At 59.9% G+C, this 26,844-nt stretch carries 25 protein-coding genes; 17 read left to right on the top strand and 8 right to left on the bottom strand.

What is annotated here, in order from left to right; translation table 11 throughout:
* Positions 1 to 6 precede the first annotated feature (6 nt).
* Positions 7 to 906 (top strand): cation diffusion facilitator family transporter, encoded by a 900-nt coding sequence (locus JQ848_RS03130; protein ID WP_003444111.1) that lies wholly within the window; start codon positions 7 to 9, stop codon positions 904 to 906.
* Here JQ848_RS03130 and JQ848_RS03125 read toward each other — a convergent pair.
* Positions 900 to 1,928 carry a DUF6515 family protein gene (locus JQ848_RS03125; protein WP_202210255.1) on the bottom strand — a complete coding sequence of 343 codons (1,029 nt, stop codon included), beginning with the start codon at positions 1,926 to 1,928 and terminating at the stop codon, positions 900 to 902. The two genes, JQ848_RS03130 and JQ848_RS03125, sit on opposite strands and share 7 nt — an antisense overlap.
* Before the next feature lie 414 nt (positions 1,929 to 2,342).
* Between JQ848_RS03125 and JQ848_RS03120 the strand changes: the two genes are divergently transcribed.
* The gene (locus JQ848_RS03120) at positions 2,343 to 2,822 is read left to right on the top strand and encodes an Lrp/AsnC family transcriptional regulator (protein ID WP_003444115.1); all 480 of its coding nucleotides are present in this window, start codon (positions 2,343 to 2,345) and stop codon (positions 2,820 to 2,822) included.
* A gap of 128 nt (positions 2,823 to 2,950) precedes the next feature.
* Positions 2,951 to 3,160 carry a DUF2788 domain-containing protein gene (locus JQ848_RS03115; RefSeq protein ID WP_003444116.1) on the top strand — a complete coding sequence of 70 codons (210 nt, stop codon included), beginning with the start codon at positions 2,951 to 2,953 and terminating at the stop codon, positions 3,158 to 3,160.
* On the opposite strand, the gene JQ848_RS03110 is transcribed toward JQ848_RS03115, so the two are convergent.
* The 4 genes from JQ848_RS03110 to JQ848_RS03095 form a co-directional block, all read right to left on the bottom strand.
* A complete protein-coding gene (locus tag JQ848_RS03110; RefSeq protein ID WP_003444118.1) occupies positions 3,155 to 3,721 on the bottom strand; it encodes a pseudouridine synthase in 567 nt (188 codons plus the stop codon). The genes JQ848_RS03115 and JQ848_RS03110 overlap by 6 nt on opposite strands.
* A 175-nt stretch (positions 3,722 to 3,896) precedes the next feature.
* On the bottom strand, positions 3,897 to 5,369 hold the full coding sequence (amn, locus tag JQ848_RS03105; RefSeq protein ID WP_202210254.1) for an AMP nucleosidase: 1,473 nt from the start codon (positions 5,367 to 5,369) through the stop codon (positions 3,897 to 3,899).
* 143 nt (positions 5,370 to 5,512) lie between these two features.
* Positions 5,513 to 7,159 (bottom strand): acyl-CoA dehydrogenase family protein, encoded by a 1,647-nt coding sequence (locus tag JQ848_RS03100; RefSeq protein WP_202210253.1) that lies wholly within the window; start codon positions 7,157 to 7,159, stop codon positions 5,513 to 5,515.
* Positions 7,160 to 7,233: 74 nt separating this feature from the next.
* Complete coding sequence (locus JQ848_RS03095) at positions 7,234 to 9,606, bottom strand: hybrid sensor histidine kinase/response regulator (RefSeq protein WP_202210252.1); 2,373 nt, start codon at positions 9,604 to 9,606, stop codon at positions 7,234 to 7,236.
* A 284-nt stretch (positions 9,607 to 9,890) separates the two neighbouring features.
* On the opposite strand from JQ848_RS03095, the gene JQ848_RS03090 reads away from it, so the two are divergent.
* From JQ848_RS03090 to JQ848_RS03075, 4 genes are all read left to right on the top strand, one after another.
* Entirely contained in the window at positions 9,891 to 10,688 is a 798-nt protein-coding gene (locus tag JQ848_RS03090) for a hydroxymethylpyrimidine/phosphomethylpyrimidine kinase (RefSeq protein ID WP_003444128.1), read from the top strand.
* A gap of 16 nt (positions 10,689 to 10,704) precedes the next feature.
* Positions 10,705 to 11,328 carry a thiamine phosphate synthase gene (thiE, locus tag JQ848_RS03085; RefSeq protein WP_202210251.1) on the top strand — a complete coding sequence of 208 codons (624 nt, stop codon included), beginning with the start codon at positions 10,705 to 10,707 and terminating at the stop codon, positions 11,326 to 11,328.
* A gap of 31 nt (positions 11,329 to 11,359) precedes the next feature.
* The gene (hemL, locus tag JQ848_RS03080) at positions 11,360 to 12,643 is read left to right on the top strand and encodes a glutamate-1-semialdehyde 2,1-aminomutase (RefSeq protein WP_003444137.1); all 1,284 of its coding nucleotides are present in this window, start codon (positions 11,360 to 11,362) and stop codon (positions 12,641 to 12,643) included.
* A 223-nt stretch (positions 12,644 to 12,866) separates the two neighbouring features.
* On the top strand, positions 12,867 to 13,415 hold the full coding sequence (locus JQ848_RS03075) for a tetratricopeptide repeat protein (RefSeq protein ID WP_003444140.1): 549 nt from the start codon (positions 12,867 to 12,869) through the stop codon (positions 13,413 to 13,415).
* A 41-nt stretch (positions 13,416 to 13,456) separates the two neighbouring features.
* Here JQ848_RS03075 and JQ848_RS03070 read toward each other — a convergent pair whose 3' ends face one another.
* Positions 13,457 to 13,783, bottom strand: a complete 327-nt coding sequence (locus tag JQ848_RS03070) for a DUF1820 family protein (protein ID WP_003444141.1) — start codon at positions 13,781 to 13,783, stop codon at positions 13,457 to 13,459.
* A gap of 120 nt (positions 13,784 to 13,903) precedes the next feature.
* On the opposite strand from JQ848_RS03070, the gene miaB reads away from it, so the two are divergent.
* From miaB to lnt, 5 genes are all read left to right on the top strand, one after another.
* Complete coding sequence (gene miaB / locus JQ848_RS03065; protein WP_003444143.1) at positions 13,904 to 15,232, top strand: tRNA (N6-isopentenyl adenosine(37)-C2)-methylthiotransferase MiaB; 1,329 nt, start codon at positions 13,904 to 13,906, stop codon at positions 15,230 to 15,232.
* 164 nt (positions 15,233 to 15,396) lie between these two features.
* Positions 15,397 to 16,416 carry a PhoH family protein gene (locus JQ848_RS03060; RefSeq protein ID WP_003444145.1) on the top strand — a complete coding sequence of 340 codons (1,020 nt, stop codon included), beginning with the start codon at positions 15,397 to 15,399 and terminating at the stop codon, positions 16,414 to 16,416.
* Complete coding sequence (gene ybeY, locus JQ848_RS03055) at positions 16,409 to 16,870, top strand: rRNA maturation RNase YbeY (protein ID WP_003444147.1); 462 nt, start codon at positions 16,409 to 16,411, stop codon at positions 16,868 to 16,870. The genes JQ848_RS03060 and ybeY overlap by 8 nt, the downstream gene beginning before the upstream one ends.
* A 38-nt stretch (positions 16,871 to 16,908) precedes the next feature.
* Positions 16,909 to 17,748, top strand: a complete 840-nt coding sequence (locus JQ848_RS03050; protein ID WP_003444149.1) for an HlyC/CorC family transporter — start codon at positions 16,909 to 16,911, stop codon at positions 17,746 to 17,748.
* Positions 17,749 to 17,769: 21 nt separating this feature from the next.
* A complete protein-coding gene (gene lnt / locus JQ848_RS03045; RefSeq protein ID WP_202210250.1) occupies positions 17,770 to 19,293 on the top strand; it encodes an apolipoprotein N-acyltransferase in 1,524 nt (507 codons plus the stop codon).
* 128 nt (positions 19,294 to 19,421) lie between these two features.
* Here the strand turns inward: lnt and JQ848_RS03040 are convergent, their stop codons facing one another.
* Together JQ848_RS03040 and JQ848_RS03035 are read right to left on the bottom strand one after the other, a co-directional pair.
* Complete coding sequence (locus JQ848_RS03040) at positions 19,422 to 20,183, bottom strand: YdcF family protein (RefSeq protein WP_161719124.1); 762 nt, start codon at positions 20,181 to 20,183, stop codon at positions 19,422 to 19,424.
* Between the two features lie 151 nt (positions 20,184 to 20,334).
* The gene (locus tag JQ848_RS03035) at positions 20,335 to 20,622 is read right to left on the bottom strand and encodes a hypothetical protein (RefSeq protein WP_003444155.1); all 288 of its coding nucleotides are present in this window, start codon (positions 20,620 to 20,622) and stop codon (positions 20,335 to 20,337) included.
* 233 nt (positions 20,623 to 20,855) lie between these two features.
* Between JQ848_RS03035 and leuS the strand changes: the two genes are divergently transcribed.
* From leuS to JQ848_RS03010, 5 genes are all read left to right on the top strand, one after another.
* A complete protein-coding gene (gene leuS, locus JQ848_RS03030; protein ID WP_003444158.1) occupies positions 20,856 to 23,462 on the top strand; it encodes a leucine--tRNA ligase in 2,607 nt (868 codons plus the stop codon).
* A 90-nt stretch (positions 23,463 to 23,552) separates the two neighbouring features.
* Complete coding sequence (locus tag JQ848_RS03025) at positions 23,553 to 24,158, top strand: LPS-assembly lipoprotein LptE (RefSeq protein WP_003444161.1); 606 nt, start codon at positions 23,553 to 23,555, stop codon at positions 24,156 to 24,158.
* Positions 24,159 to 24,201: 43 nt separating this feature from the next.
* Entirely contained in the window at positions 24,202 to 25,239 is a 1,038-nt protein-coding gene (gene holA, locus JQ848_RS03020; protein WP_003444164.1) for a DNA polymerase III subunit delta, read from the top strand.
* A 90-nt stretch (positions 25,240 to 25,329) separates the two neighbouring features.
* On the top strand, positions 25,330 to 25,479 hold the full coding sequence (arfA, locus tag JQ848_RS03015; RefSeq protein ID WP_003444166.1) for an alternative ribosome rescue factor ArfA: 150 nt from the start codon (positions 25,330 to 25,332) through the stop codon (positions 25,477 to 25,479).
* Positions 25,480 to 25,529: 50 nt separating this feature from the next.
* A complete protein-coding gene (locus tag JQ848_RS03010) occupies positions 25,530 to 26,840 on the top strand; it encodes a lytic murein transglycosylase (RefSeq protein WP_003444168.1) in 1,311 nt (436 codons plus the stop codon).
* Positions 26,841 to 26,844 lie beyond the last annotated feature (4 nt).

Raw genomic sequence — 26,844 nt, 5'->3', positions numbered from 1 at the left:
TGGCCCATGACCAGTAGCCCGGAACACGCTCGCCTGTTACGCCTGGCCACCCGCGCTTCGGTGGCGGTGGCGAGTCTTCTGATCGTGACCAAGGCCATCGCCTGGTGGCTCAGTGGCTCGATCAGCATGCTCGCCGGGTTGACCGACTCACTCCTCGATGGCGTGACCTCGTTTCTCAACCTGCTCGCCGTGCATTACGCGTTGCGCCCGGCTGACGACGATCACCGCTATGGCCACGGCAAAGCCGAATCGCTGGCGGGCATGGCCCAGGCATTGTTTATCGGGGTGAGTGCGGTGCTGATCGCTTTTCAGGCCTTCGAGCGCCTGAAAAATCCGGAGCCGTTGGGCGCGCCGTGGATCGGGATTGGCGTGATTATATTTTCCCTGGTGATGACCGTGGCCCTGCTGATCCTGCAACACCGCGTGATCAAGGCCACGGGCTCCAATGCAGTGCGGGCCGACTCGCTGCACTACCGCTCCGACCTGATGCTCAATGGCAGTATTTTAGTGGCACTGGTGCTGGCCAGCGTCGGTTTCCCGCAGCTTGATGCCTGGTTTGGTCTGGGGATTGCGGTGTACATCCTCTGGAGCGCTATCCAGATCGCCCGTGAGAGTTTTGCGGTGCTGATGGACCAGGAGTTACCGACCGACGTCAGCGATAACATGCTGAAGCTGGCCTGCAGCGTGCCCGGGGTACTGGGCGCCCACGATCTGCGCACGCGAATTTCCGGCAGTATCTGGTTTGTGCAGCTGCACCTGGAATTGCCGGGAGAGTTGAGCCTGTCAGAGGCTCACGCCATCAGTGACAGAGCGGCAGCGGCAATCGAAAAGGCCTACCCGCGGGCCGAAGTGCTGGTGCACGCCGACCCCCAGGAAGTGGTCAAGCCCAGGGCAACCCCTCAGTAGTTGACCTGGTAGCCGCGACTGCTCAGACAGTTGCCTTGCGCCTGCCGGTAGGTTTGAACCACTACCGGTGAAGGCGCATAGGTGACCTGGGCCGGGTCAAAGCCGCTTTGTTGCACAGCCCAACGGTAACAGTCGTAGCGATCCTGGTTGATTTGCGCAGGGCTCTGGCCGTTCGCCGGGTAGGCCACCACGTCATAACCATTGCTTACCGGCTGCGGTTGCGGCTGTGTCACGGGCGGCTGAACCACGATGTAGTCTTGGGTTGCAGGCTGATACTGGTAATAGGCCCCCGCCGCCAGGAACATCAAGGTGCTGCCGATCCATAGTTCCCGCGCATAGTCGGGCAAATACCCTACGCGAATCCCGTAAGGCGGTTGCACCACGATGTAACGCGGGCCTTGTGGGCGATACCAGTAACCACCGGAAAAGAAGTAGTTCTGACCGCGATAAGGTACCTGCCAGTGCTGGCCCGGGAATCGGTCGACGATATAACCCGGCCGGTATTGCGGCCCGGCGCCCCAGCCATTGCCATGGCCGCTGGGGCGACCTGCCCAGCGTTGATCGTTGGGATGATTGTTGCCGGGGCCAAAATTGTTACCCGGCCGTGAGCCATGCCCGCCGCCTTGCCAGTTCTGATTGCCACCACGGTTCGGCGCCTGGCTCTGGTGTACGGCATCGGGCCGGGGCTGGATCGGCAGGTTGTGGCCGGGCTGGCCCGGTCGGCCGGGACCGTTGGGCTCTTGATGCGGACGGCTTTGCCACTGCCCGCCCTGGGGCTGGTTGTGCTCGGGGCGCGGCTGATTGCCCGGGTTGCCCTGGGGTCGCCCCTGATTGTGTTCCGGGCGCGGCTGATTATTGCCGCCCTGTCCCTGTTGCCCGTGTGGCTGTCCGTGTTGCTGCCCGTTACCGGGGCGGGCGTGCTGAGAACCTTCATCGCCTCGCTGTTCTTCGGCCAACACCTGGCCGCTGATACTCACGCAAAGCAAGCCAACTGTAGCCAAACGCCAGATGTGCGGTTTCATGCTGTTTCTCGCGGAGGGATAGGGCGTATAGATAAGACTGGAAAACCGCGAACCGGTTCTGCGAAAGACTATCAGTTGCGCGCCTTTTTTTCGGACAATAAAAAAGGGCGACCCGTCGGTCGCCCTTTGAATTTTTCTGTCCTGGCTCAACACTCGTGATGTTGGCTCACCTCGCGCCGTCTTCTGGACAGTGCGTAGCCCGGGGGCCGGTACACCCCTGTGGGGCTGGCGGCCGCGGCTGGCCTGATTCGGCGGGCCGCAGTGGACTGTATGTCCGGGCAGTGATTCTGGTGTTAAGAATAGGCCCGCGACCGCAGCAAAGGATTGCTAATATTGCTCAATAAAACATGACTTGCGCAATTTTTAACTTACAGCGGATACTTTCACGCAATAGTTATGAGAAAGGGTGTCTTCGTGAGCAAACTCGACCGGTACGATCTGAGTATTTTGGCGGAATTACAGCGCGATGCGCGCATCTCGAACCAGGAGTTGGCCGAGCGAATCGGCCTGTCTCCCTCTCCCTGCTCGCGGCGGGTCAAGCAACTGGAGGATGACGGCTATATCGCGCGTCAGGTCGCGTTGCTGGATCGAAAAAAGCTCGGGTTAAGCCTGACTGCCTACGTGCTGATCGGCATGGACCGGCACACGCCAGAGCGTTTCGAGAACTTTGAAGCGTCGATCCGCAGCCTGCCCCAGGTACTGGAATGCAGCCTGGTAACCGGGATGGACGCGGACTATCAATTGAAAGTGGTGGTGCCCGATATGGACCACTATCAAAAACTGCTGCTGGGCCACCTGACCCGCATTGATGGCGTGACCAGCGTGCGCTCGAGCTTTGTGCTCAATCAAGTGCTCAACAGCACTGAGTTGCCGTTGACCCACCTGCGCACCTGAAAGCCTGCGGGAGCTGGCATGCCGGCTCCCGGAGCAGATCAAGTGTCTGCACCTGGATCAATATCCGCTGCAATGCCCTGGCGTATACTGTTCCCGGTTTTTATCCCCGATGACGCTGGAGAACACTGATGGACCCTGCCCTGCTTGAAGAGTGGATGATGACGATTCTGGTCAGCATCCTGATCATTTTCATGGCCTTTATCGTCTGGGATCTGGCGAAGAAATCCAAAGCCGGGCGCTTCGGCTCATTTATCCTGTTTTTCGTGCTGGGCCTGGGCGTTGCTGCGTTCATCATCAAGAGCGTGGTTATCGGTTTGATCGAGTCGGGCGCGCTATAGCCGCGCCGGCACTTCCTTGTATTGCCCCTGGTCCAGCCCTTCAATCGTCCAGTCACCAATGCGCACGCGCACCAGGCGCAAGGTCGGCAAACCCACCGCCGCCGTCATGCGCCGCACCTGACGATTGCGGCCCTCGCGAATCACCAGCTCCAGCCATGAAGTCGGCACGCTTTTGCGAAACCGCACGGGCGGGTTGCGCGGCCATAGCTGCGGTTCCTCAAGGGCCCGTGCTTCGGCGGGCAAGGTCTTGCCGTCATTGAGTTGCACGCCGTCACGCAGCTGTTGCAGCTGTTCGGGCGTGGCCTCGCCCTCCACTTGCACCCAGTAGGTTTTCGGCAGTTTGTGTTTGGGGTCGGCAATTCGCGCCTGCAACTGGCCGTCGTTGGTCAGCAGCAGCAAGCCTTCACTGTCCCGGTCCAGACGCCCTGCCGGGTAAATGCCGGGAATGGGGATAAAGTCCTTGAGCGTCGCCCGCCCGCCTTCATCACTGAACTGGGTGAGCACGTCGAACGGCTTGTTGAACAGATACAGCTTGGGATCAGCCGGCGGCGCTTTGGCCACACGACGACTGGCAGCTTGAGGGGCACAACCTTTTTGTGCCGGGCGGCGTGGGGCGGGGCGAACAGGACGGGACATGGCAAACAGGACATCTGGCGATCAGGGCAGACAATGCTAGGGGCTGTTGGCGCTTCAGTGCAACAGCCCTGGCCCCTGATCGCTAAATGACCCGCCGCCACTAGCGGAACGGCGGCTCGTCGAAGCTGCGCAGTTTGCGCGAGTGCAGCGAGTTGAGCTGGCAGCGCATCAAGTCCACGGCAGCGATACCGATTTTCAAGTGCTGGCTCACAGCCCGTTCATAGAACGCATTGGCCGAGCCCGGCAACTTGATTTCACTGTGCAGCGGCTTGTCCGAGACGCAGAGCAAGGTGCCGTAAGGCACACGCAAACGATAACCCTGGGCGGCAATGGTGCCGCTTTCCATGTCCACCGCCACGGCCCGGGACAGGTTGATCAGCGGACGCTCCTGGGCCCAGCGCAGTTCCCAGTTACGGTCGTCGTAGGTCAGGACAGTCCCGGTACGCAGGCGTTTTTTCAGTTCATCGCCGCGCTCGCCAGTGACCTGGGCCGCAGCTTCCTGCAGCGCCAGCTGTACTTCCGCCAGGGCCGGAATCGGAATATTGGGCGGTACCACCCGGTCAAGGACTCCGTCGCGGCGCATATAGGCGTGTGCCAGCACGTAGTCGCCAATGGTTTGCGACTGACGCAGACCGCCGCAGTGACCAATCATCAGCCAGCAATGCGGTCGCAGTACCGCAAGGTGATCGGTGATGTTTTTCGCGTTGGACGGGCCCACGCCGATATTGACCAGGGTCACGCCATGCCCGTCATTGGCCTGCAGGTGGTATGCCGGCATTTGATAGCGATGCCAGACCACGCCTGCCGCAATGGCCTGGGCTTCGCCGTAGTCCATTGATTTTTCGATGATCACGTTGCCCGGCATCACCATGCGCACAAACCGCGGGTCGTCGCGCAGTTGCTCAAGGCCATGCAGGATGAACTGGTCAACGTAGCGATGGTAGTTGGTCAGCAGGATCCACGGCTGGACGTGGCGCCAGTCACTGCCGGTGTAGTGCACCAGGCGACGCAGCGAGAAGTCGACACGGGCGGCGTCAAACAGGGCCAGCGGCAGCGGATCGGTGTTTTCCCAGTCGTACAGGCCGTCGGCAATCGCATCGGTCGCGGCAGACAGGTCGGTACTGGGGAATACTCGCGCCAGTGCGGCGGCAGTCACCCCGGAACCGGCGAGCTCATCGCCCTGTTCGACCACATACGGGTAAGGAATATTTTGCTGGCTGACCCCGACTTCGACTTCGACCGTGAAGTCGCGCATCAAGGGCACCAGTTGCTCGAGCAAGTAGTTTCGGAACGCCCCGGGATGGGTCACGGTGATGCTGTAAGTGCCTGGCAGTTGAACCTTGGCGTATGCCCGGGTAATGGTCGGGATTTCGCCATGGATGGTGTTGGTCAGGCGCAGCTCCGGGTAGCGGAACAGGGCACGTTCTTCGGCGCTGGGTTCGACTCGATCCTTGAGGTAACGCTTGAGTGCCTGGCTCAACGCAACGGTTGCGCGTTCGTGCAGGGCCGCTAGCCGGTCTACGGCCTCTTCAGCGGTTGAAACGACAATAAAAGCTTCGGTCACAATAAGCATCCTGTCTTCTGAACTGGCAGGCCTTTATCTTGCCTGCATCGCAGATCAAAGCACAGGGCCTTGTCGTCGCGGGTGCAGGCTGCGCTAAGGGCCACTACGCAGCCCATCGCAGCCTGCGGCAGCGACTACCAGATTGGTGCGCGTCACAGCTGCGCAGTTGAGCGGGCGACAATCGCGGCGACGTTCAGGCCCCGGGGCATAGTTCCGTAGGCCCGGCCGCTGCCTTGCAGGCGACTGGCGATAAATGCGTCGCTGACGTCACTGTCACCCGCCTCCAGCAGTAATTTGGCCTGCAGGCCCAGGGCGATATCTTCTGTCAGTTGCCGCGCCCGGTATTGAATGTCATCGGTGTCCGTGAAGGCTTTTTTCAACTGCCCGATGTGCTGCGCCAGATGCACGCTGCCATGCCCGTCCCCCAGTTCGGCAAACAGCGCATCCAGCACCCCCGGCTCTTTGGACAGGGCCCGCAGCACGTCCAGACACTGCACGTTGCCCGATCCCTCCCAGGTTGAGTTGACCGGTGCCTCGCGATACAGACGCGGCAGGATGCTGTCTTCGACATACCCCGCACCGCCCATACATTCGGCGGCCTCGTTGATCATGGCCGGGGCCCGCTTGCAGATCCAGTATTTGCCCACCGCCGTTACCAAACGCGAGAATCTGGCTTCTTGCCCATCATCCAGGTGATCCAGCGCGCGGCCCATGCGCAGGCTCAAGGCCAGGGCGGCCTCGCTTTCCAGGGCCAGGTCCGCAAGGACGTTTTGCATCAAGGGTTGTTCGGCCAGCACCCGGCCACCCACCAGCCGGTGGGCACAGTGATGGCTGGCCTGGGTCAGCGCCTGACGCATCAAGGCACTGGAGCCCACCATGCAGTCGAAGCGGGTCATGGCAACCATTTCAATAATCGTCGGTACGCCGCGCCCTTCCTCGCCAACCATCCACGCCAGCGCGCCGCGAAACTCGACTTCGCTGGAGGCATTGGAGCTATTGCCCAGCTTGTTTTTCAGACGCTGGATATAGAACTCGTTGCGGCTGCCGTCCGGGCGATGGCGCGGCAACAAGAAACAGCTCAGGCCCTTGTCGGTTTGCGCCAGGGTCAAGAAACCATCACACATTGGCGCCGAGCAAAACCATTTGTGCCCCAGCAGTTCATAAGCCTCCCCCGGCCCGGCCGCGCCCACGGGGTAGGCGCGAGTGGTGTTGGCGCGAACGTCGGTCCCGCCCTGCTTCTCGGTCATGGCCATACCGATGGTCACACCGGCTTTGTGGCTGATATCGACATTGCGCGGGTCGTAATGGGGCGCGAGAATTTTCGGCAACCAGATTTGCGCAATGTCCGGCTGCAGGCGCAAGGCCGGAACGCTGGCAAAGGTCATGGTCAGGGGGCAGCCGCTGCCGGCTTCGGCCTGGCTGTGCAGGTAGGTCATGCAGGCCCGTGCCACATGGGCGCCGGGCTGTGGGTCGGTCCAGGGCAACGATGGCAAACCGTGCTCGATCGCGGTTCGCATCAACTCGTGATAGGCAGGGTGAAACTCCACCAGATCAATGCGATGGCCAAAACGGTCATGGCTGACAAATACCGGTTTGTTTTCATTGGCCAGAAAACCCGCGGCCATCAAGGGGCCACCTGCCAGTGCGCCGTAGTCATCGATCCGCGATTGCGCCCAGCCCGCACCGAAGTGCCGGCCCCAGTGCTGGAGCGGCAGGTCGATGCGGTACAGGTTGACGCCGTCCAGAGAGGGCGGCTGATTGGTGACCTGGTGAGTTTCGGCGTACTGATGCAGGTTCATGGTGCGGGCTCCAAGAATCAATCTGGTGGACCCAGTGAAGCACGCATGACCATCATCACAAGGGGTATAAGCGTCTAAAGTCCGGCGCTTTTGCCCTCAGGCCCCTGCAGCAACCACTCTGACATCAGGTGCTGTACGTCTTCATAACGCACGGGCTTGATCAGGTAGTCAGTGATGCCATCGACCTGCTGCAGCGCTTGCCGGGCCTCGGTTTCAGATTCAAACAGCGCCAGTACCGGCAGCTTCGCACAGGCCGCCAGGGTCAGCAGCTGGCCGCCCATCGACGTCCCCGAGACCAGGTTCAACGGGCATCCCAGCACCACGGCATCTACCCGTTCGCGACGCAGAACATCGATTGCCTCCCCGCCACTGTCGACACTCAGCACCCGATAACCCAGCTTGAGCAGCATGCCGCGCAGTACTACCTGGCCGGGGCTGCTGTCCTCCACCAGCAAGACCACACACTCGTTCGGGGTTCGGCTCAGGCCCTCAGCCTGCTGCGTGCTCTCAAGCGGCGATTCAAGCTCCAGCAACAGCTGGAACTGCGAACCCTGGCCCGGCTGCGAGTGATGGGTCAGGCGCCCGCCCAGCAGTTCCACCAAACGCCGACAGATCGCCAGACCGATACCCAGACCACCGTAGCTGCGGGTCATGGAGCCATCGACCTGGAAGAAGTTCTGGTACAGCTCGGCCTCTTCAATGTGGACAAAGCCGATTCCGCTGTCGATCACATTCAAGGCCAGCGCCCAGCGTCCCGGCCCTGCGGTTTTGCCGGTGACCCGTAGAATCACCCCGCCGACGCGAGTGAACTTGATGGCGTTATCCAGCAAGCACTCCAGACACTGACGAATCTTGTCGACATCGCCGACCCATTGATCGGGCAGGTTGCGCGCTATCTCATAGGAAAATTGCAGCCCCTTGTTGCGTGCAGTCGGCCCGTACTGATCGCTCAGGCTCTGCACCAGCTCGCTCAAAGCAAAGGACTGCGCGCGCATGCCAAGCCGGCCGGCCTGCAGCTCTGTGAGGGCCAGGATGCCATTGACCATATGCATCATTTCTCGCGCCGAGCCCTCGGCAGTCTGGGTGTAGAGTTCAAGCTCAGGGCCCATGTCCAGGGTTTTGATCAACTCCAGAGAGCCGATCACACCGTTCATTGGCGTGCGCAATTCATGGGTGACGGTTGCCAGAAACTCATCTTTAAGCTGGTTGGTGTGGGCCAGTTGCTGGTTCATTGCGGCCAGTTTCTGCCCGGACTCTTGCAACGTCCGCGCCTGCAAGTCACGCATGGCATTGATCCGGTCCGCGAGCGCCAGCGACAACAGGCCGACCTCGATGGCCGAGCCGATCTGGCTGGCATACATGGTCAGGAATACATTGGGCAGATAGCCCAGCACCATCAGGGTATTGACCAGACCGCCGAGCAAAAAGGCCGACCAGGCGATCACAAAGTAGCGCGCCACCCGCAAGCCGCGCACCCAGGCCACGACGCCGGAGGTAAAGATCGTGACGATGAATGCCAGGGCCAGGCCGGTTGCCAGGCGCAACGACACGGCATAGCTGGTGGTCAGGGCCAGCACCATGACCAGCACGCCCACGGCCATCAGCAACATCAGGGCACGGTCCAGCCAGCGGCTGTGGGAGGCGGTGTGTAAAAAGGTGCGGGCGAACTGGCAACCGAAAAATGCCGCCGAGCCAATCAAAAATGGCGTGGCGGCATTGGCCCACCACGGATTGTTCGGCCAGAAGTACTGCACCGCCGCGCCGTTGACGGACAGTTGGTACAAACCGAACGAGGCGATATAGAAAATGTAATAGAGGTAGCTGGTGTCCCGCACACTGAGGTAGATAAACAGGTTGTAGACCAGCATCCCCAGCAATACGCCGTAAATCAGGCCCAGGATATAAATCCGTACCGGCTGCTGTTCGAGGTATGCCTGCGCCGACCACAGCGTCAGCGGCGCCTGGACCGAGCCCTGGCTGGCCAGACGCAAATACACGGTCTGGCTTTGCCCCGGGCTGAAGTTGAGCTCAAAGAGGTAATTGTTTTCTTTTATCTGGCGGCTGTCGAAAGGCAGTGCATCGCCGGTGCGCTCGGCCAGGCGATAGTTGCCTGAAGCGTCGGCCAGATACAGATCAATGTGATCCATTGGCGGGTAGGCCAGTTCCAGCAGCCAGGTGCGATGGATGTTCGGGTTCTGCGGCAGGTAGCTCAAGTCCACCTTGAGCCAGAAAGCCGAGTGCGAGTAGCCCGCATTCAACGAGTCTTTCTCATGGTTGCGGAACAGACCGTCCCGGGCGATAACATCTGCCAGCGTCGCCTGACCGTCAACGTCTTCGAATACTTGCATTACCCGGCCCAAGGGCAGGCTCTGGGTGGCTTCATCGAAGTCCACTGCGCTGACCAGCATCGGTAGCCAGCCCAATAACATCACGAACAAATAGCGCATACAGCCCCAGCGGTAGCCCCCGGTGACGTGCGCAAGCTCCTGTTCCCTTGGAGAGCACGTCGACCCGACGACCTGTTATTAATTTGACGTCACTCTAGCATAGCCATTAGTGGCAGATGCACATCACCGTAAAATTATGAGCGAAGGCTCTATTACGGCCATTACAGAGGACATGGCGCGATTTATCCGGATGTTTTTAACGGCAAATGAAATCTGCTGGCTGCCAGATGACCGACGCGGAGCAAGCCGCCCCAAAAAAGCGTTTGGTGGTAAGCTCGCGCACCATGAATATCTACAGTTCTCGCCCCGTTGTCCTCTGTCTCTCCGGCCATGACCCCAGTGGGGGTGCCGGCTTGCAGGCAGATATCGAAGCCCTGCTGGTTCAAGGTTGTCATGCCGCTCCCGTGGTCACCGCCCTGACTGTGCAGAATACCGTCAATGTCAGCGATTTCCGCGTGCTGGATCGCGAGTGGGTACTGGCCCAGGCCAATGCCGTGCTCAGCGACTCCACGGTTGCGGCCGTCAAGTTGGGCATGCTCGGCTCACTGGAAATGGTCGACACCGTGGTCGAACTGCTTCAGGCCCACCCGCACTTGCCGATGGTCTGTGACCCGGTGCTGCGGGCCGGCGGTGGCGGACGACTGGGCAAGGACGAAGTGGGCTATGCCATGCGCGAGCGACTGCTGCCATTGGCCACCATCGCCACGCCGAACCTCCCCGAAGCCCGCATCCTCGCCGAACTGCCCGACGGCAGCGCCGATGAATGCGCCGAAAAGCTGCTGCCCTTTTGCCAGCACCTGCTCATCACCGGCGGACACGGCGATGAACACGAAGTCCATAACCGCCTCTACAGCCGCGACGGCAGCCGTCACACCTTTACCTGCCATCGCTTACCTGGCAGCTATCACGGCTCGGGCTGCACCCTGGCCAGCACCCTGGCCGGGCGCCTGGCCATCGGCGAAAATCTGGTCAGCGCAGTAGAAACCGCACTCAATTACACGTGGCGCACGTTGCGTGATGCCGAGCAGCTGGGGCAGGGACAGTTTGTCCCGCGTCGCTTGCCGCTGGACTTCTGTTCGTAACCATGAGGCTCGACCTATGACCCTGCGCGGCCTGTATGCAATCACTGACAGCCAGCTGCTGGCTGGCAAGCTGCTGCCTTTTGTCGAGGCGGCCCTCGATGGCGGCCTGACGCTGTTGCAATATCGCGACAAAAGCAGCGACGACGCCCGCCGCCTTCGCGAAGCCGAGGCCTTGCGCACTTTGTGTGAGCGCTACAAGGCGCACCTGATCATCAATGATGATGCCGAGCTGGCGGCGCGCCTTGGCGTCGGCGTGCACCTCGGACAGACCGATGGCCCGCTGACACCCGCCCGTGCCCTGCTGGGCCGACAGGCGATCATTGGCGCCACTTGCCACAGTCAGGTTGAACTGGCCGAGCAGGCCGCCGGGGAAGGCGCGAGTTATGTCGCCTTCGGCCGCTTCTTCAATTCCAGCACCAAACCCGGGGCTCCCACCGCGACCCTGGACGTGCTTGATCAGGCACGCTCGCGACTGGCCCTGCCGATTTGTGTGATTGGCGGCATCACCCTGGATAACGCAGCGCCATTGGTGGAACACGGCGCCGATTTGCTGGCAGTGGTACACGGCCTGTTTGGTGCTGACAGCACCCGGGAAGTGACCCGCCGCGCTCGCGCCTTCAACGCTTTGCTACGCATTTAAATACCGAATCCTGATTCAGAGAGAGCCCATCATGTCTCGTTCCGAAACCCTGTTTGCCAACGCCCAAAAACACATTCCGGGCGGCGTTAACTCGCCTGTCCGTGCATTCAAAAGCGTGGGCGGCACCCCGTTGTTCTTCAAGCACGCCGAAGGCGCCTACGTCACCGACGAAGACAACAAGCGCTACGTGGATTACGTCGGCTCGTGGGGCCCGATGATTCTGGGCCACAGCCACCCGGACGTGCTGGATGCGGTACGGGCGCAACTGGAGCACGGTTTGTCCTACGGCGCTCCGACGGCCATGGAAACCGAAATGGCCGATCTGGTGTGCTCGATTGTGCCGTCGATGGAAATGGTGCGCATGGTCAGCTCCGGCACCGAAGCCACCATGAGTGCCATTCGTCTGGCCCGTGGCTTTACCGGTCGCGACAACATTCTCAAGTTTGAAGGCTGCTATCACGGGCACTCGGACAGCTTGCTGGTCAAGGCCGGTTCCGGCGCACTGACCCAAGGCGTACCGAGTTCGGCCGGGGTTCCTGCAGACTTCGCCAAACACACCCTGACCACTGCCTTCAACGATATCGACGCGGTTGAACAGCTGCTGAGCGAAGTCGGCGACACCGTGGCCTGCATCATTGTCGAGCCGGTGGCCGGCAACATGAACTGCGTGCCACCTGCTCCGGGCTTCCTGCAAGGTTTGCGCAGCCTGTGTGACAAACACGGCGTGGTATTGATTTTTGACGAAGTGATGACCGGTTTCCGCGTCGCCCTGGGCGGTGCCCAAGCCCATTACGGCGTAACCCCGGACCTGAGCACCTTTGGCAAAATCATTGGTGGCGGCATGCCAGTAGGCTGCTTCGGCGGCAAACGCGAAATCATGCAGCACATCGCGCCACTGGGCCCGGTGTACCAGGCCGGCACCCTGTCCGGAAACCCGCTGGCCATGGCTGCGGGCCTGACCACGCTGCGCCTGATCAGCCGTCCGGGCTTCCACGCCGAGCTGAGCGACTACACCACCCGCCTGCTCGACGGCTTGCAGCAACGTGCCGATGCCGCCGGCATTCCATTTGTTACAACCCAGGCCGGAGGCATGTTTGGCCTGTACTTCAGCAGCGCCGATGACATCGTCACCTTCGAAGACGTCATGGCCAGCGATGCCGACCTGTTCAAACGCTTCTTCCACCTGATGCTCGAAGGGGGCGTGTACCTGGCGCCGAGTGCCTTTGAAGCAGGTTTCACCTCGATCGCCCATGGCGATGCCGAGTTGCAACTGACACTGGATGCTGCGGAACGCGCATTTGCCGCGCTGAAGTAACCCGCAAAACCGGCAGGGTTTAGCCCCTTGCCGGTTTTTTATCCCGGTTATGGCTCATTCGTTTATGCCGCCTGTCCAAAATCGTCTTAAATCAATGGATATCGCGCTCAGGCAGCAGAAAAACGAGTAAAGACTTTGTAAGGTTGCCTCCGCTTATTTCATAATGCGCGCCTATACATCCCATGGCCGGGCTTGCCCGCCTTTCAGAGGTACGTCGATTCCCATGAACCGCACCGGCCGCGCCCTTGCTCTGGGCTGCCTGTTGCTCCTACAGCCGCTGCTTGTCCAGGCAGGCGGTAACTCGTTGTTGATCCCAGCAATGGGTCGCTGCACCCTGAATACTCAACCAGAAGACCTGGCTGAGGCATTGGCTGCATGCGAAGCTGCGGCAAAAGACGGGGATGCAGAAGCCGAATACGAGTTAGGCGAGTTCTATTACGACGGTAAAAACACCCCGCGCGACCTCAACAAGGCTCTGAGCTACTTCGAGCAAGCGTCGCTGCAAGGCCACGCCATGGCCCAGTTCCAGCTCGGCACCATGTTCTACAAGGGCGAAGGCGTACCGGCCAATAACATTCAGGCGTATATCGTGCTGAAAATGGCAGCCGTCAATGGCGCCGAAGATGCACTGGACACTGCCGACCTGGTGGCGGAGCAAATGCCCCGCGACCAACTCGAAACCGCGACCCAGGTGCTGGGACAGATTTTCCGCAAGTACTTGCTGGAACTGCAATCGGCCGACGGACGCTCGCCGTTCTCACCGCTACCCTGACCTGCCCGCATCACTCCAGGGCCGGCACAGGTTCCTGAGCCCTACTTCTCCGGCATCGGAAACGGAAACGGCATCACGTTGCTCATGCCACGTGCTTCGCTGATCTTTGGCGTACCCAGGCGCTCAACCTCGTCGATGCGCACAATCGAGTGCATTGGCACAAAGCTGCGCACAACACCTTCAAACTGAGCCTTGAGCTTTTCTTCGCTCGGATCGACGACCATTTGCGTACGCTCCCCGAAGACGAATTCCTCTACTTCCAGGAAACCCCACAGATCACTTTGATAGATCTGCTTGGCGTACATTTCGAACACCTGGCCCTGGTTGAGGAAAATCACCTTGTAGATTGGAGCTTCACGTTTGGTCATGGTGGGCGGGTAAACATCTAAGGATAAAAAAGAGGGCGCAAACTATAGCATAGCCACCCTAGGAAGCAGCGGCCATGCCCCCTATAATGTGCGGTTCTTTGAATCACTTGATGAACACCCATGGCCAAGAAGCTTTACATCGAAACCCACGGTTGCCAGATGAATGAGTACGACAGCTCGCGCATGGTCGACCTGCTGGGTGAACATCAGGCCCTGGAAGTCACAGCGCGCGCTGAAGACGCTGATGTCATCCTGCTTAACACCTGCTCGATCCGGGAACGGGCCCAGGACCGCGTGTATTCGCAGCTGGGCCGCTGGCGCGAGTTGAAACTGGCCAATCCCGACATGGTGATTGCCGTGGGCGGTTGTGTCGCCAGCCAGGAAGGCGCGGCGATCCGTGATCGCGCGCCCTATGTCGACGTGGTTTTCGGCCCGCAGACCTTGCACCGCCTGCCTGAAATGATCGACGCCGCACGCCTCACCAAGCTGCCGCAGGTCGATGTTTCGTTCCCGGAAATAGAAAAGTTTGACCACCTGCCGGAGCCCCGCATCGACGGCCCGAGCGCCTACGTCTCGGTGATGGAAGGCTGCAGCAAGTACTGCACGTTCTGTGTGGTGCCCTACACCCGCGGCGAAGAAGTCAGCCGCCCCTTCGACGACGTGCTGGCCGAAGTCCTGCACCTGGCTGAAAACGGCGTACGTGAAGTGACCCTGCTGGGTCAGAACGTTAATGGCTATCGCGGCCTGACCGAAGGCGGCCGCCTGGCGGACCTTGCCGAACTGATTCGCGTAGTGGCGGCGATCGACGGCATCGAGCGCATTCGTTACACCACCTCGCACCCGCTGGAGTTCTCCGACAGCCTGATCCAGGCCCACGCCGAGGTGCCGGAACTGGTGAAACACCTGCACTTGCCGGTGCAGTCGGGATCGGACCGCATTCTCTCTGCGATGAAGCGCAACCATACGGCGCTGGAGTACAAGTCCAAGCTGCGCAAGTTGCGCGCTGCGGTACCGGGCATCTGCATCAGCTCAGACTTTATTGTCGGCTTCCCCGGCGAAACCGAAAAAGACTTCGAACAGACCATGAAGCTGATCGAAGACGTCGGCTTCGACTTCTCTTACTCCTTTGTCTATAGCCAGCGCCCCGGTACTCCGGCGGCTGACCTGGCTGACGAGACGCCGGAGGAGCGTAAAAAAGAGCGTCTGAACGCGCTGCAGCATCGCCTGAATCAGCAGGGTTTCGAGATCAGCCGACAGATGGTGGGTTCAACCCAGCGGATCCTGGTCACCGACTACTCGAAGAAAGACCCCGGTGAACTGCAAGGCCGAACCGAGAACAACCGTATCGTCAACTTCCGCTGCGACAACCCGCAACTGATCGGGCAATTTGCCGACGTACACATCGATGCCGCCCAGCCGCACTCGCTGCGGGGCTCGCTGCTGAATTAAGCAACCCTTCCATATTGCAGGAGCGAGCTGCTGGCTTTCAAAAGCTCGCAAGCAAGCTCGCTCCTGCAGTGAAGGTCAAACATTTAGCGAAGTCCTTTCGTACGAGGTCTGCTAGCGTTATCCTTCAACTCATCTCAATTGCCTAAGGGCGGCTAAATACGACCTTGAACGCACCCATCGAACCACATCGTTTTCTCCTTGAGCCTTTTGAGGCTCGCCGCTTCGCCAATCTGTGCGGACAATTCGACGAGCATTTGCGCTTGATCGAACAACGTCTCACGATCGAAATCCGCAATCGCGGCAATCAATTCGAATTGATCGGCGACCCCAAACTGACCTCCTCCGCAGAAAACCTGCTGCGCCGCCTGTACCGCGAAACCAAGGCTTCCGAACTTTCGCCGGACATGGTGCATCTGTTCCTGCAAGAATCAGCAGTAGAAGACCTGGACAGCAACCCGGTGGCTGAAGCCAGCATCGCTTTGCGCACCAAAAAGGGCATGATTCGCCCTCGCGGCATCAACCAGCAGCGCTACGTCAAAGAAATCCTGGGCAACGACATCAACTTCGGCATTGGCCCGGCCGGTACCGGCAAGACCTACCTGGCCGTGGCCTGTGCCGTGGATGCTCTGGAGCGCGAGCAAATCCGCCGCATCCTGCTGGTGCGCCCGGCGGTCGAAGCGGGCGAAAAGCTCGGTTTCCTGCCCGGCGACCTGTCGCAAAAAATCGACCCGTATCTGCGCCCGCTGTATGACGCGCTGTACGAGATGCTGGGCTTTGAATATGTGGCCAAGCTGATCGAACGCCAGGTCATTGAAGTGGCGCCCCTGGCCTATATGCGCGGTCGCACGCTGAACAACAGCTTCATCATTCTCGACGAAAGCCAGAACACCACCGTCGAGCAAATGAAAATGTTCCTGACCCGTATCGGCTTCGGCTCTACCGCCGTGATCACCGGTGACATTACCCAGATTGACCTGCCAAAAGGCACCAAGTCCGGGCTCAACCATGTCATCGAAGTGCTCAAGGATGTACCGGGCATCAGTTTCACCCACTTCCAGTCCAAAGATGTCGTGCGCCATCCTCTGGTGCAGCGCATCGTAGAAGCCTACGGGCGCTATGAACAGGAAGCTGCAGACAAGCTGGCCGCACTGCCCGCTGCAAAGGATTACCGCCGCGATGCTTGAGCTTGACCTGCAACGGGCCACTGATGCGCCTGCCCCCGACGAAGCCCGGTTCCGCCAATGGTGCGAACTGGCTTTGCGCCAACGTACTGCCGACTCGGAAATGACCATTCGCCTGGTCGACGAAGCCGAAGGCCGTGAACTCAATCGCACCTGGCGCCAGAAAGACTACGCAACCAACGTTCTGTCCTTCCCGGCCGACGTGCCAGACGAATTCCTGGATATTCCGTTACTCGGTGATCTGGTGATTTGTGTTGCGGTGGTTGAGCGCGAAGCGGCAGAGCAAGGCAAGGCGCTGGACGCCCACTGGGCTCACCTGGTGATTCACGGCTGCTTGCATCTTCTGGGTTACGACCATATAGAAGATGAAGAAGCCGAAGAGATGGAAGCGCTGGAACGAACGTTGCTTGCAGAGCTGGGTCACCCTGACCCCTATGCAGACGACGAAGCTGATTAACACCCACTAAAACTACCAAGGGATACGAGTAAATCGCTATGAGCGAAGACCGATCGAGCAACGGGCAAAAGTCATGGTTAGGTAAACTGACCCAGGCCTTTGCCCATGAGCCGAAAAACCGCCAGGAGCTGCTTGAGCTGCTGCGCGAAGCACACCAGAACAAACTGCTGGACAGTGAAGCACTGGCCATCGTCGAAGGCGCCATCCAGGTGGCTGACCTGCAGGTACGGGACATCATGGTTCCGCGCTCGCAGATGATCAGCATCAAGGCGACCCAGACACCCCGCGAGTTTCTCCCGGCGATCATCGATGCGGCGCACTCGCGCTACCCGGTGATCGGCGAAAGTCACGACGACGTCCTGGGCGTCCTCCTGGCCAAAGACCTGCTGCCGCTGATCCTTCAAGAGAACGGCGACAAGTACAACATCAAGGATTTGCTGCGTCCGGCGACCTTTGTCCCTGAGTCCAAGCGCCTTAACGTACTGTTGCGCGAGTTCCGCGCCAACCATAACCACATGGCCATCGTGATTGACGAATACGGCGGTGTGGCCGGTCTGGTGACGATTGAAGACGTGCTGGAGCAAATCGTCGGCGATATCGAAGACGAGCACGATGTTGAAGAAGACAGCTATATCAAACCGCTGCCCAGCGGCGACTTCCTGATCAAGGCCCTGACCCCCATCGAGAACTTCAACGAGTTCTTCGACAGCGAATTCTCCGACGATGAATTCGATACCGTGGGCGGCCTGGTCATGAGTGCATTCGGGCACTTGCCAAAACGCAACGAAATCACTGAAATAGGTCCTTACCGCTTCCGCATCCTGAATGCTGACAGCCGCCGGATTCATTTGATTCGTCTGACGCCTATTGCCCGCTAAACCCAAACCCTAAGGATTGAAATGCGCTGGATAACACCCCCCGGCTGGCCCGGTAACTTGCTGGCCGTGGTGGCCGGCGCACTGACAACCCTGGCGTTGGCCCCCTTCGATATCTGGCCACTGGCACTGGTAGCCCTGGCCCTGTTCTATCTCGGTCTGCGCGACCTGTCGCCAAAACAGGCGCTGGGCCGTGGCTGGTGTTATGGCTTTGGCCTCTTCGGCGCCGGCACCAGCTGGATTTACTACAGCATTCACCACTTTGGTGGCGCATCCGTGCTGCTGGCGGGACTGTTGATGCTGGCCTTTACGGCGGCAATTGCCTGGTTCTTCGCCCTGCCAGCCTGGATCTGGGCACGCTGGATCCGGCGCAATGAAGCTCCACTGGCGGACACGCTGGCGTTTGCGGCGCTGTGGGTGGTCCAGGAAGCCTTTCGCGGCTGGTTCCTCACCGGTTTCCCCTGGCTCTATTCGGGTTACAGCCAACTTGACGGACCTCTGGCCGGGCTCGCCCCGCTGGGAGGCATGTGGCTGATTTCCTTCACTCTGGCACTGACCGCAGCCTTGCTGTGCAACCTGCCACGCCTGATCAAGGCCAAAAACAAAGCCTTTGTGGTTGCCGGCGCCGCGCTGTTGATCGGTCCGTGGGGCATCGGCATGGCGCTCAAGCATCACGCCTGGACCAGCCCCTCGGGTGACCCGCTAAGTGTTGCGGCGATTCAGGGCAACATCGAACAAAGCATGAAATGGGACCCGGCACAGCTTGATGCGCAGCTGGCGCTGTACCGCGACATGACATTCAGCTCTAAACGGGCCGACCTGATTATCTGGCCAGAAACAGCGGTCCCGGTGCTCAAGGAGAACGCCGAAGGCTTCCTGAGCATGATGAGCCGCTTTGCTGCCGAGCGGAATTCAGCGCTGATTACCGGCGTGCCGATTCGCCAGGAAGTGCGCCATGAATCGCGCTATTTCAATGGTATCACCGCCGTTGGCGAGGGGGATGGCAGCTATCTGAAGCAGAAGCTGGTGCCGTTTGGCGAATACGTTCCGCTTCAGGACGTGCTGCGCGGGGTCATTGCGTTCTTTGATCTGCCGATGTCCGACTTTGCTCGCGGCCCGGCCGACCAGGCCATGCTGCAAGCCAAGGGCTATCAGATCGCGCCGCTGATTTGCTATGAAGTGGTGTACCCGGAATTCGTGGCCGGCCTTGCCGCCCAGAGCGATATTTTGTTGACCATCAGCAACGACACCTGGTTCGGCACCTCTATTGGTCCGCTGCAACATCTGCAGATGGCGCAAATGCGCGCGCTTGAGGCCGGGCGCTGGATGATTCGGGCAACCAACAATGGTGTCACTGCACTGATTGACCCGAACGGGCAAATCACCACACAAATTCCGCAATTCGAGCGCGGCATCCTGTACGGCGAAGTGGTGCCGATGCACAACCTCACACCTTATCTGCAATGGCGCTCTTGGCCACTGATCATTTTGTGCTGCCTGTTGTTAGGCTGGGCACTGATCACCAGCCGGATTGCCAAGACGGTGTGATGCGCAAGCACAGCTAAAAGGAATATTGTGGGAGCCGGCTTGTCAGCGATGGAGTCGCCACAGCCGGCAGGATAAATCGAACTTCCTGCACGCTGCCAAGCCAGCTCCCGCAAAAAAACACTGTGCAGTCAGCGATACAACCAGGGGTAGGCAATCTGCCCCACCGCTTCATTAAGCAACAGCCCGGACTGCCAGAACGATTTGTACTCTGGCATCCAGCCACCCAGCGGTCTCTCGCTATCAGCGCTGAAGAAACCGACCGGGGCCGGCACTACCTCAAACCCTGCCTGTTGAAAACTCCACACCGAACGCGGCATATGCCAGGCCTGGGTGACCACCACTACCCGCTTGATGCCTTGCGCCAGAAGGATGTCGGCCGTCATCTGTGCGTTTTCCCACGTGGTCCGGCTTTGCTCTTCCTTCCAGCGTACTTGCACCCCGAAATCATCGCGCAACGAGTCCGCCATCATCTGTGCCTCACTGGGCGGTGTGCCGTAATGCAGGCCACCCGTGGTCAATACCGGCAAACCCGAAGCCTTGGCCAGCCGGGCGGCATAACGCTGGCGCTCCAGGCCCATTGCCGTGGGCTGGTCGCTGCCCCATGCAGGGTCACCCCGCTCGCGTCCGGAGCCGAGCACCACAATGGCATCCGCACGCCCGGCCAGGGTCGACCATTCGCTGGGGGCCAATGCCGGCTCACGCTCGATCGCGCGGGCGCCCCATTGCACGACCACCGGCAAACTCATCAGCCACAAACCGCCTACCCCCAATGCAAACAGCACGCCGGCCAGCCGCGGACGGGTGCTACGTAGCCACCAGGCGAGCACCAGCAACAGCAAGAGAATTCCGGGGGGTAAAAGAAGTTGTTTAACGAAATATCGAATAGGCATCGGGCATCTCCACAGATGCCCGAAGCCTAAGGGGGTTAAAGCGACGCATCAACAGGGCAGGTCAAAAACTCAAACACCTGTTACGTCATACCGAGGGTACCTGTGTCGTGACACAGTTTGCATCATGGGCCGGCCGAAACGCCGAGTGCCCCTATACTCCCTGTACCCTGTCCTTCAGCCAGATGACCTTGGCCTTGGGGCGGGTATCCCGTTCGTTCATGCTGCCTTGCGAGCGTCCATCAGCCTCACGCCCGATCCGGTTCAAATAGACGTTGATCAACTCCAACTCGGCACGACTCAAACCACGCAGTTCCAGCTCGACAGGACGTTCGTCTCGTAATCGAACTGCCGTGTTTGCTGAATCAAGAGCCACACTCAAACGATCAATCAGCCGCTCATACACCTGCGTTTTTATAGCTTTGCGTTGCGTCTCTGCCATCCGTTCACCTCATTAAGGAAATAGTTCTTCCCCTCGCAGAGTTTAGCTGCGCTTCAAAAACCAGCGTGCTGCTGCGACCAACGGAGTGATGAGACAATCAGGGTTTCCCTCGATAGAGTGGGGTCATGTATGCTACGGGACTTCCTGTAACCCCTGCTCCAACCTGACCGGGCAACACAATAGCCGGTATAAGTTGAAGAGGATTAGGCCACCCTTTATTAGTACAAGTAGCCATGCACGAACAATATCAGCCCCGTGAAATAGAAGCCGCCGCCCAATCATTCTGGGACAACCAAAAGTCCTTCGAAGTCAGCGAAGATCTAGGCAAGGAAACCTACTACTGCCTATCGATGTTCCCGTACCCAAGCGGCAAGCTACACATGGGGCATGTGCGTAACTACACCATCGGTGACGTGATCTCCCGTTACCAGCGCATGCTTGGCAAAAACGTCCTGCAGCCCATGGGCTGGGACGCCTTCGGCATGCCTGCCGAAAACGCCGCGATGAAGAACAACGTCGCGCCGGCCAAGTGGACCTACGAAAACATTGCCTACATGAAAACCCAGCTGCGCAGTCTCGGCCTGGCTGTGGACTGGTCCCGGGAAATCACTACCTGCAAGCCCGATTACTACCGCTGGGAACAATGGCTGTTCACTCGCCTGTTCGAAAAAGGCGTGATCTATCGTAAAAACGGCACCGTGAACTGGGACCCGGTTGACCAGACCGTTCTGGCCAACGAGCAAGTGATCGACGGCCGCGGCTGGCGTTCCGGCGCGGTGATCGAGAAGCGCGAAATCCCGATGTACTACTTCAAGATCACTGCCTACGCAGATGAACTGCTTGAAGGCCTCGATGACATGCCCGGCTGGCCGGAGCAGGTCAAAACCATGCAGCGCAACTGGATTGGCAAATCCCGCGGCATGGAAGTGCAGTTCCCCTACGACGTCGACTCCATCGGCGAAGCGGGTACGCTCAAGGTTTTCACCACCCGTCCAGACACCCTGATGGGCGCGACTTACGTGGCCGTGGCTGCCGAGCACCCGCTGGCGACCCAGGCTGCACAAGGCAATCCCGAGCTGCAAGCGTTCATCGCTGAATGCAAGGGCGGCAGTGTTGCCGAAGCCGACATGGCGACCCAGGAGAAAAAGGGCCTGCCAACCCCGCTGTTCGTCAAGCACCCGCTGACCGGTGAAAAGCTCCCGGTATGGGTCGCCAACTATGTATTGATGCATTACGGCGATGGCGCAGTCATGGCTGTTCCGGCACATGACGAGCGCGATTTCGAATTCGCCACCAAGTACAACTTGCCGATCAAGCCGGTTGTTCGCACCAGCGCTGGCGACGAGACACCGGCTCCGTGGCAAGCGGCTTATAACGAACACGGCCTCCTGATCAATTCCGGCGAATTCGACGGTCTGGACTTCCAGGCTGCATTCGACGCCATGGAAGCGGCCCTGACCGCCAAAGGCCTGGGTCAATCCCGCACCCAGTTCCGCCTGCGCGACTGGGGCATCAGCCGCCAACGTTACTGGGGCTGCCCGATCCCGATCGTGCACTGCGATACCTGCGGTGACGTTCCGGTACCACAAGACCAGTTGCCTGTCGTGCTGCCGGAAGACGTCGTGCCCGATGGCGCCGGCTCGCCATTGGCGCGCATGCCTGAGTTCTACGAGTGCAGCTGCCCTAAATGCGGCGCACCGGCCAAACGCGAAACCGACACGATGGACACCTTCGTCGAGTCGTCGTGGTACTACGCCCGCTACGCCTCGCCCCACTATGAAGGCGGCCTGGTTGAAAAGTCGGCGGCTGACCACTGGCTACCGGTTGATCAGTACATTGGCGGTATCGAACACGCCATCCTGCACCTGCTTTATGCACGCTTCTTCCACAAGCTGATGCGCGACGAAGGCCTGGTGAGCTCCAACGAGCCGTTCAAGAACCTGCTGACCCAGGGCATGGTGATCGCCGACACTTACTTCCGTACGCTGGACAACGGCGGCAAGGACTTCTTCAACCCTGACGACGTTGTCATCGAACGTGACGCCAAGGCCAAGATCATCGGCGCCACGCTGAAGAGCGACGGCCTGCCGGTGGAAATCGGCGGCACGCAGAAGATGTCCAAGTCGCTGAACAACGGTGTTGACCCGCAATCCATGATCGAACAATACGGCGCCGATACCTGCCGCCTGTTCATGATGTTTGCATCGCCGCCTGACGCCAGCCTGGAGTGGTCGGATTCGGGTGTTGAAGGTTCACACCGCTTCCTCAAGCGCGTATGGCGCTTGGCTCACGCCCACGTTGGCCAGGGCCTGCCGCAAGCACTGGACATCGCTACCCTGAACGACGGGCAAAAAGTAATCCGTCGCGCTATCCACCAGGCCATCAAGCAAGCCAGCCTGGATGTCGGTCAGCATCACAAATTCAACACTGCCGTCGCCCAGGTGATGACCGTGATGAACGTGCTCGAAAAAGCACCGCAAGCCACCGAACAGGATCGCGCCTTGCTGCAGGAAGGCCTTGAGACAGTTGCATTGGTGCTGGCCCCCATCACGCCGCACATCAGCCATGAGCTGTGGAACCAGCTGGGCCACGCCGGTGCAGTCATCGACGCGCCATGGCCGACGCTGGACGAAAATGCACTGGTTCAAGACACCTTGCAGCTGGTTATCCAGGTCAATGGCAAATTGCGCGGTCATATCGAGATGCCGGCCGGCGCCAGCCGTGAAGACGTTGAGGCGGCTGCCCGCACCAACGAAAACGTGCTGCGCTTTACCGAAGGCCTGACGATCCGCAAAGTGATCGTTGTGCCAGGCAAACTGGTCAATATCGTCGCCAGCTAAATTGGAACAGGCGCCCGCCCCCAGTGCGGGCGCCCAATAAAACCTTCAGGGCCGCTCAGTCGGCCTATCTGGTTTCAAGGGGAGCTACACATGATCAAACGCAATTTGCTGGTGATGGGTCTCGCTGTTCTGTTGAGTGCCTGCGGCTTCCAGCTGCGCGGTACCGGCACCAATCAGCTGACAATCACCGAGCTTGATCTCACCGCGCGTAACGCTTACGGCGATACTGTGCGCGAGCTGCGCCAGACGCTGGAAAACAGCGGCGTTAAAATCACCGCCAGCGCACCTTACAAACTGATACTGACCAACGAACAAGAATCCCAGCGAGCAGCCAGCTACGCCGGTACCGGTAACTCGGTCGAATATGAACTGACGAACGTACTTAACTACGAGATTCAGGGTAATAACAATCTGGCATTGCTCAACAACAAGCTAGAAGTGCACAAGATTTACCTGCAGGACCCGAGCAACATCACCGGTTCCGCCCAGGAAGCAGCAATGGCTCGCAAGGAAATGCGCCGCGATCTCGTGCAACAAATGGTCCTGCGTCTTGAGCAACTGACACCAGAACGCCTGGCCGATCTGCAAAAGGTCGCTGACGAGAAGGCCCGGGCCGAGGCCGCAGCCCTCGACGCTGCACGCAAGGCTCAAGAGGCAACCCCTCAACAGTCGCCACTCGAACTGCAAAACCAGTAAGGCATACGGGGCGCTCAGGCGCCCCGCTATCTATCAAGCCCCTATGAAACTCGCCCCCGCCCAACTCGCCAAACACCTGCAAGGCAGCCTTGCCCCGGTCTACATCGTCAGCGGCGATGACCCGCTGCTGTGCCAGGAAGCGGCCGATGCCATTCGCAGCGCTGCACGCCAGCAAGGTTTCGATGAGCGCCAGGTTTTCAGCGCCGACGCCAGTTTTGACTGGGGTTCGTTGTTGCAAGCGGGCGCCAGCATGTCGCTGTTTGCCGAAAAGCGTCTGCTGGAACTGCGCCTGCCTTCGGGCAAGCCCGGAGACAAAGGCGCAGCTGCCCTGATCGAATACTGCTCGCGCCCTGCCGAAGACACTTTATTGCTCGTCAGCCTGCCCAAGCTCGATGGCAGCGCACAGAAGACCAAATGGGGCAAAGCACTGATCGAGGGCCCGCAAACCCAGTTCGTACAGATCTGGCCAGTGGATGCCAGTCAGTTGCCGCAATGGATTCGCCAGCGCTTGTCTCAGGCGGGCCTGTCCGCCAGCCAGGACGCTGTCGAACTGATTGCGGCACGGGTCGAAGGCAACCTGCTGGCAGCCGCGCAAGAAGTCGAAAAGCTCAAGCTGATGGCTGAAGAAGGCCAGATCACTGTCGAAACCGTACAGGCTGCAGTGGCTGACAGCGCGCGGTTTGATGTGTTTGGCCTGGTCGATGCCGTACTCAATGGCGAGGCCGCCCACGCCCTGCGCATGCTTGAAGGCCTGCGCGGTGAGGGTGTTGAGCCGCCGGTCATCTTGTGGGCACTGGCCCGCGAACTCCGGGTGCTGGCCAATATTGCGCTGCAATACAGCCAGGGCATCCCGCTGGACAAAGCCTTCAGCCAGGCCCGACCGCCCGTCTGGGACAAGCGCAAACCGTTGATGAGCAAAGCCCTGCAACGCTATTCAGCGCAACGCTGGGCACAACTGCTGATGGACGCGCAACGCATCGACGCACAAATCAAGGGGCAGGCAGGCGGGTCCGCCTGGAGCAGCCTGAGTCGATTAACACTGCTGATGTGTGGGCAACGACTGAATCTACCTGCGGAATAATCCTGCGGGAGCTGGCTTTGACGGTACTGGACAACGCAAAAAATCTGGCCGATGATTTGCGTCTGTTCAAACCAAGCGAGAGCAAATGCCATGAGCAAGCGCCCCAACAAGGCCAAATCCATCGTCGCCCAACCCTTGTTCCGCAGCCGCCAGGAACGCCCCGCCAAAGGCAAAGGCAGCTACCGCCGCGAAGCCTTCCAGTCGAGAGACCGGGAGGCTTTTTACTTTCTGGCTGCCTGACGGCGGGGATGATAAGGTCTGCATCTGTTTTGCATTACCTGGACCTGCGCATGCCCCTAAGTCATAAACGTGGTTGGCCGATGCGCCAACTGATCGCTGCTTCCAGCGTCATTCTTCTAGTCGCCTGCGCAGAAAAGCCCACCGCAGCCGATGCTCAGCCTCTGCCTGTCACACCCGCCGCTCCCGTGGCGACCCCTGGTGTGGCCATCGCCGACATGCCCGTCATTGCCCCCGCCCAAAGCTTCAGCGAGTGGCAAGCCAACTTCCGCGAGCAGGCACTCAAGGCCGGGATCCGCCCCGAGGTGTTCGATAACGCCTTTAGCGGCCTCACCCCCGACATGAGCGTGATCAAGGCCGACCGCAGCCAGCCCGAGTTCAGCCGTCCGGTGTGGGAATACCTCGATGGCGCGCTATCGCCGTTGCGCGTGCGTAATGGTCAGCGCCTGCTGGAACAAAACGCCGAACTGCTGAGCCAGATCGAGCAGCGTTATGGCGTTGATCGCCAGGCCCTGGTGTCGGTATGGGGCATGGAAAGCAACTTCGGTACGTTCCAGGGCAATAAGTCAGTGATTCGCTCACTGGCCACCCTGGCCTACGAAGGGCGCCGTCCGGAATTTGCGCAGAGCCAACTGATCGCCGCACTGAAGATCATCCAGGAAGGCGATGTAACCCCCGACAAGATGCTCGGCTCCTGGGCCGGCGCCATGGGCCAGACCCAGTTCATTCCGACCACCTATGAAACCCACGCAGTGGATTTCGATGGTGACGGCCGTCGGGATATCTGGAACAGCTCGGCGGATGCCCTGGCATCGACTGCCCACTATTTGCAGAGCTCCGGCTGGAAGCAAGGCCAGCCCTGGGGTTTTGAAGTGAGACTGCCCGCCGGTTTCGACTATGCACTGGCTGATGGCGCGATCAGAAAAAGCGTCGGCGAATGGCAGAAACTGGGCGTTTCACTGACAGGCAGCGCCACCTTGCCTGCCGGCTCCGAACAGCTAAGTGCCACCCTGCTACTGCCTGCCGGTTACCGGGGCCCGGCCTTCCTGGTGCTGGATAACTTCCGCGCCATTCTGCGCTACAACAACTCATCGTCCTATGCACTGGCCGTGGGCCTGTTGTCCGAGCGCTTCAACGGCGGCGGGGTTATTTTGGGCGAGTGGCCAAAAGATGAGCGACCGCTGAGCCGTTCCGAGCGTGTCGAGCTGCAAACCCTGCTCAGCCAGCGCAACTACGATGCCGGCAATGCCGATGGCATCATTGGTGCCAACACCCGCAAAGCAATCCGCAGCGCACAGCAAGCCCTGGGCTGGCCGGCAGACGGCTACCCGAGTCACAAGTTGCTGGAGAGTTTGCGCCAGTAGGTGC

Source organism: Pseudomonas paraversuta (genome assembly GCF_904067025.1).
GTDB lineage: Bacteria > Pseudomonadota > Gammaproteobacteria > Pseudomonadales > Pseudomonadaceae > Aquipseudomonas > Aquipseudomonas paraversuta.
Note: the sequence above shows the minus strand (reverse complement) of the source record. Positions and strands in the feature narration are given on the sequence as shown.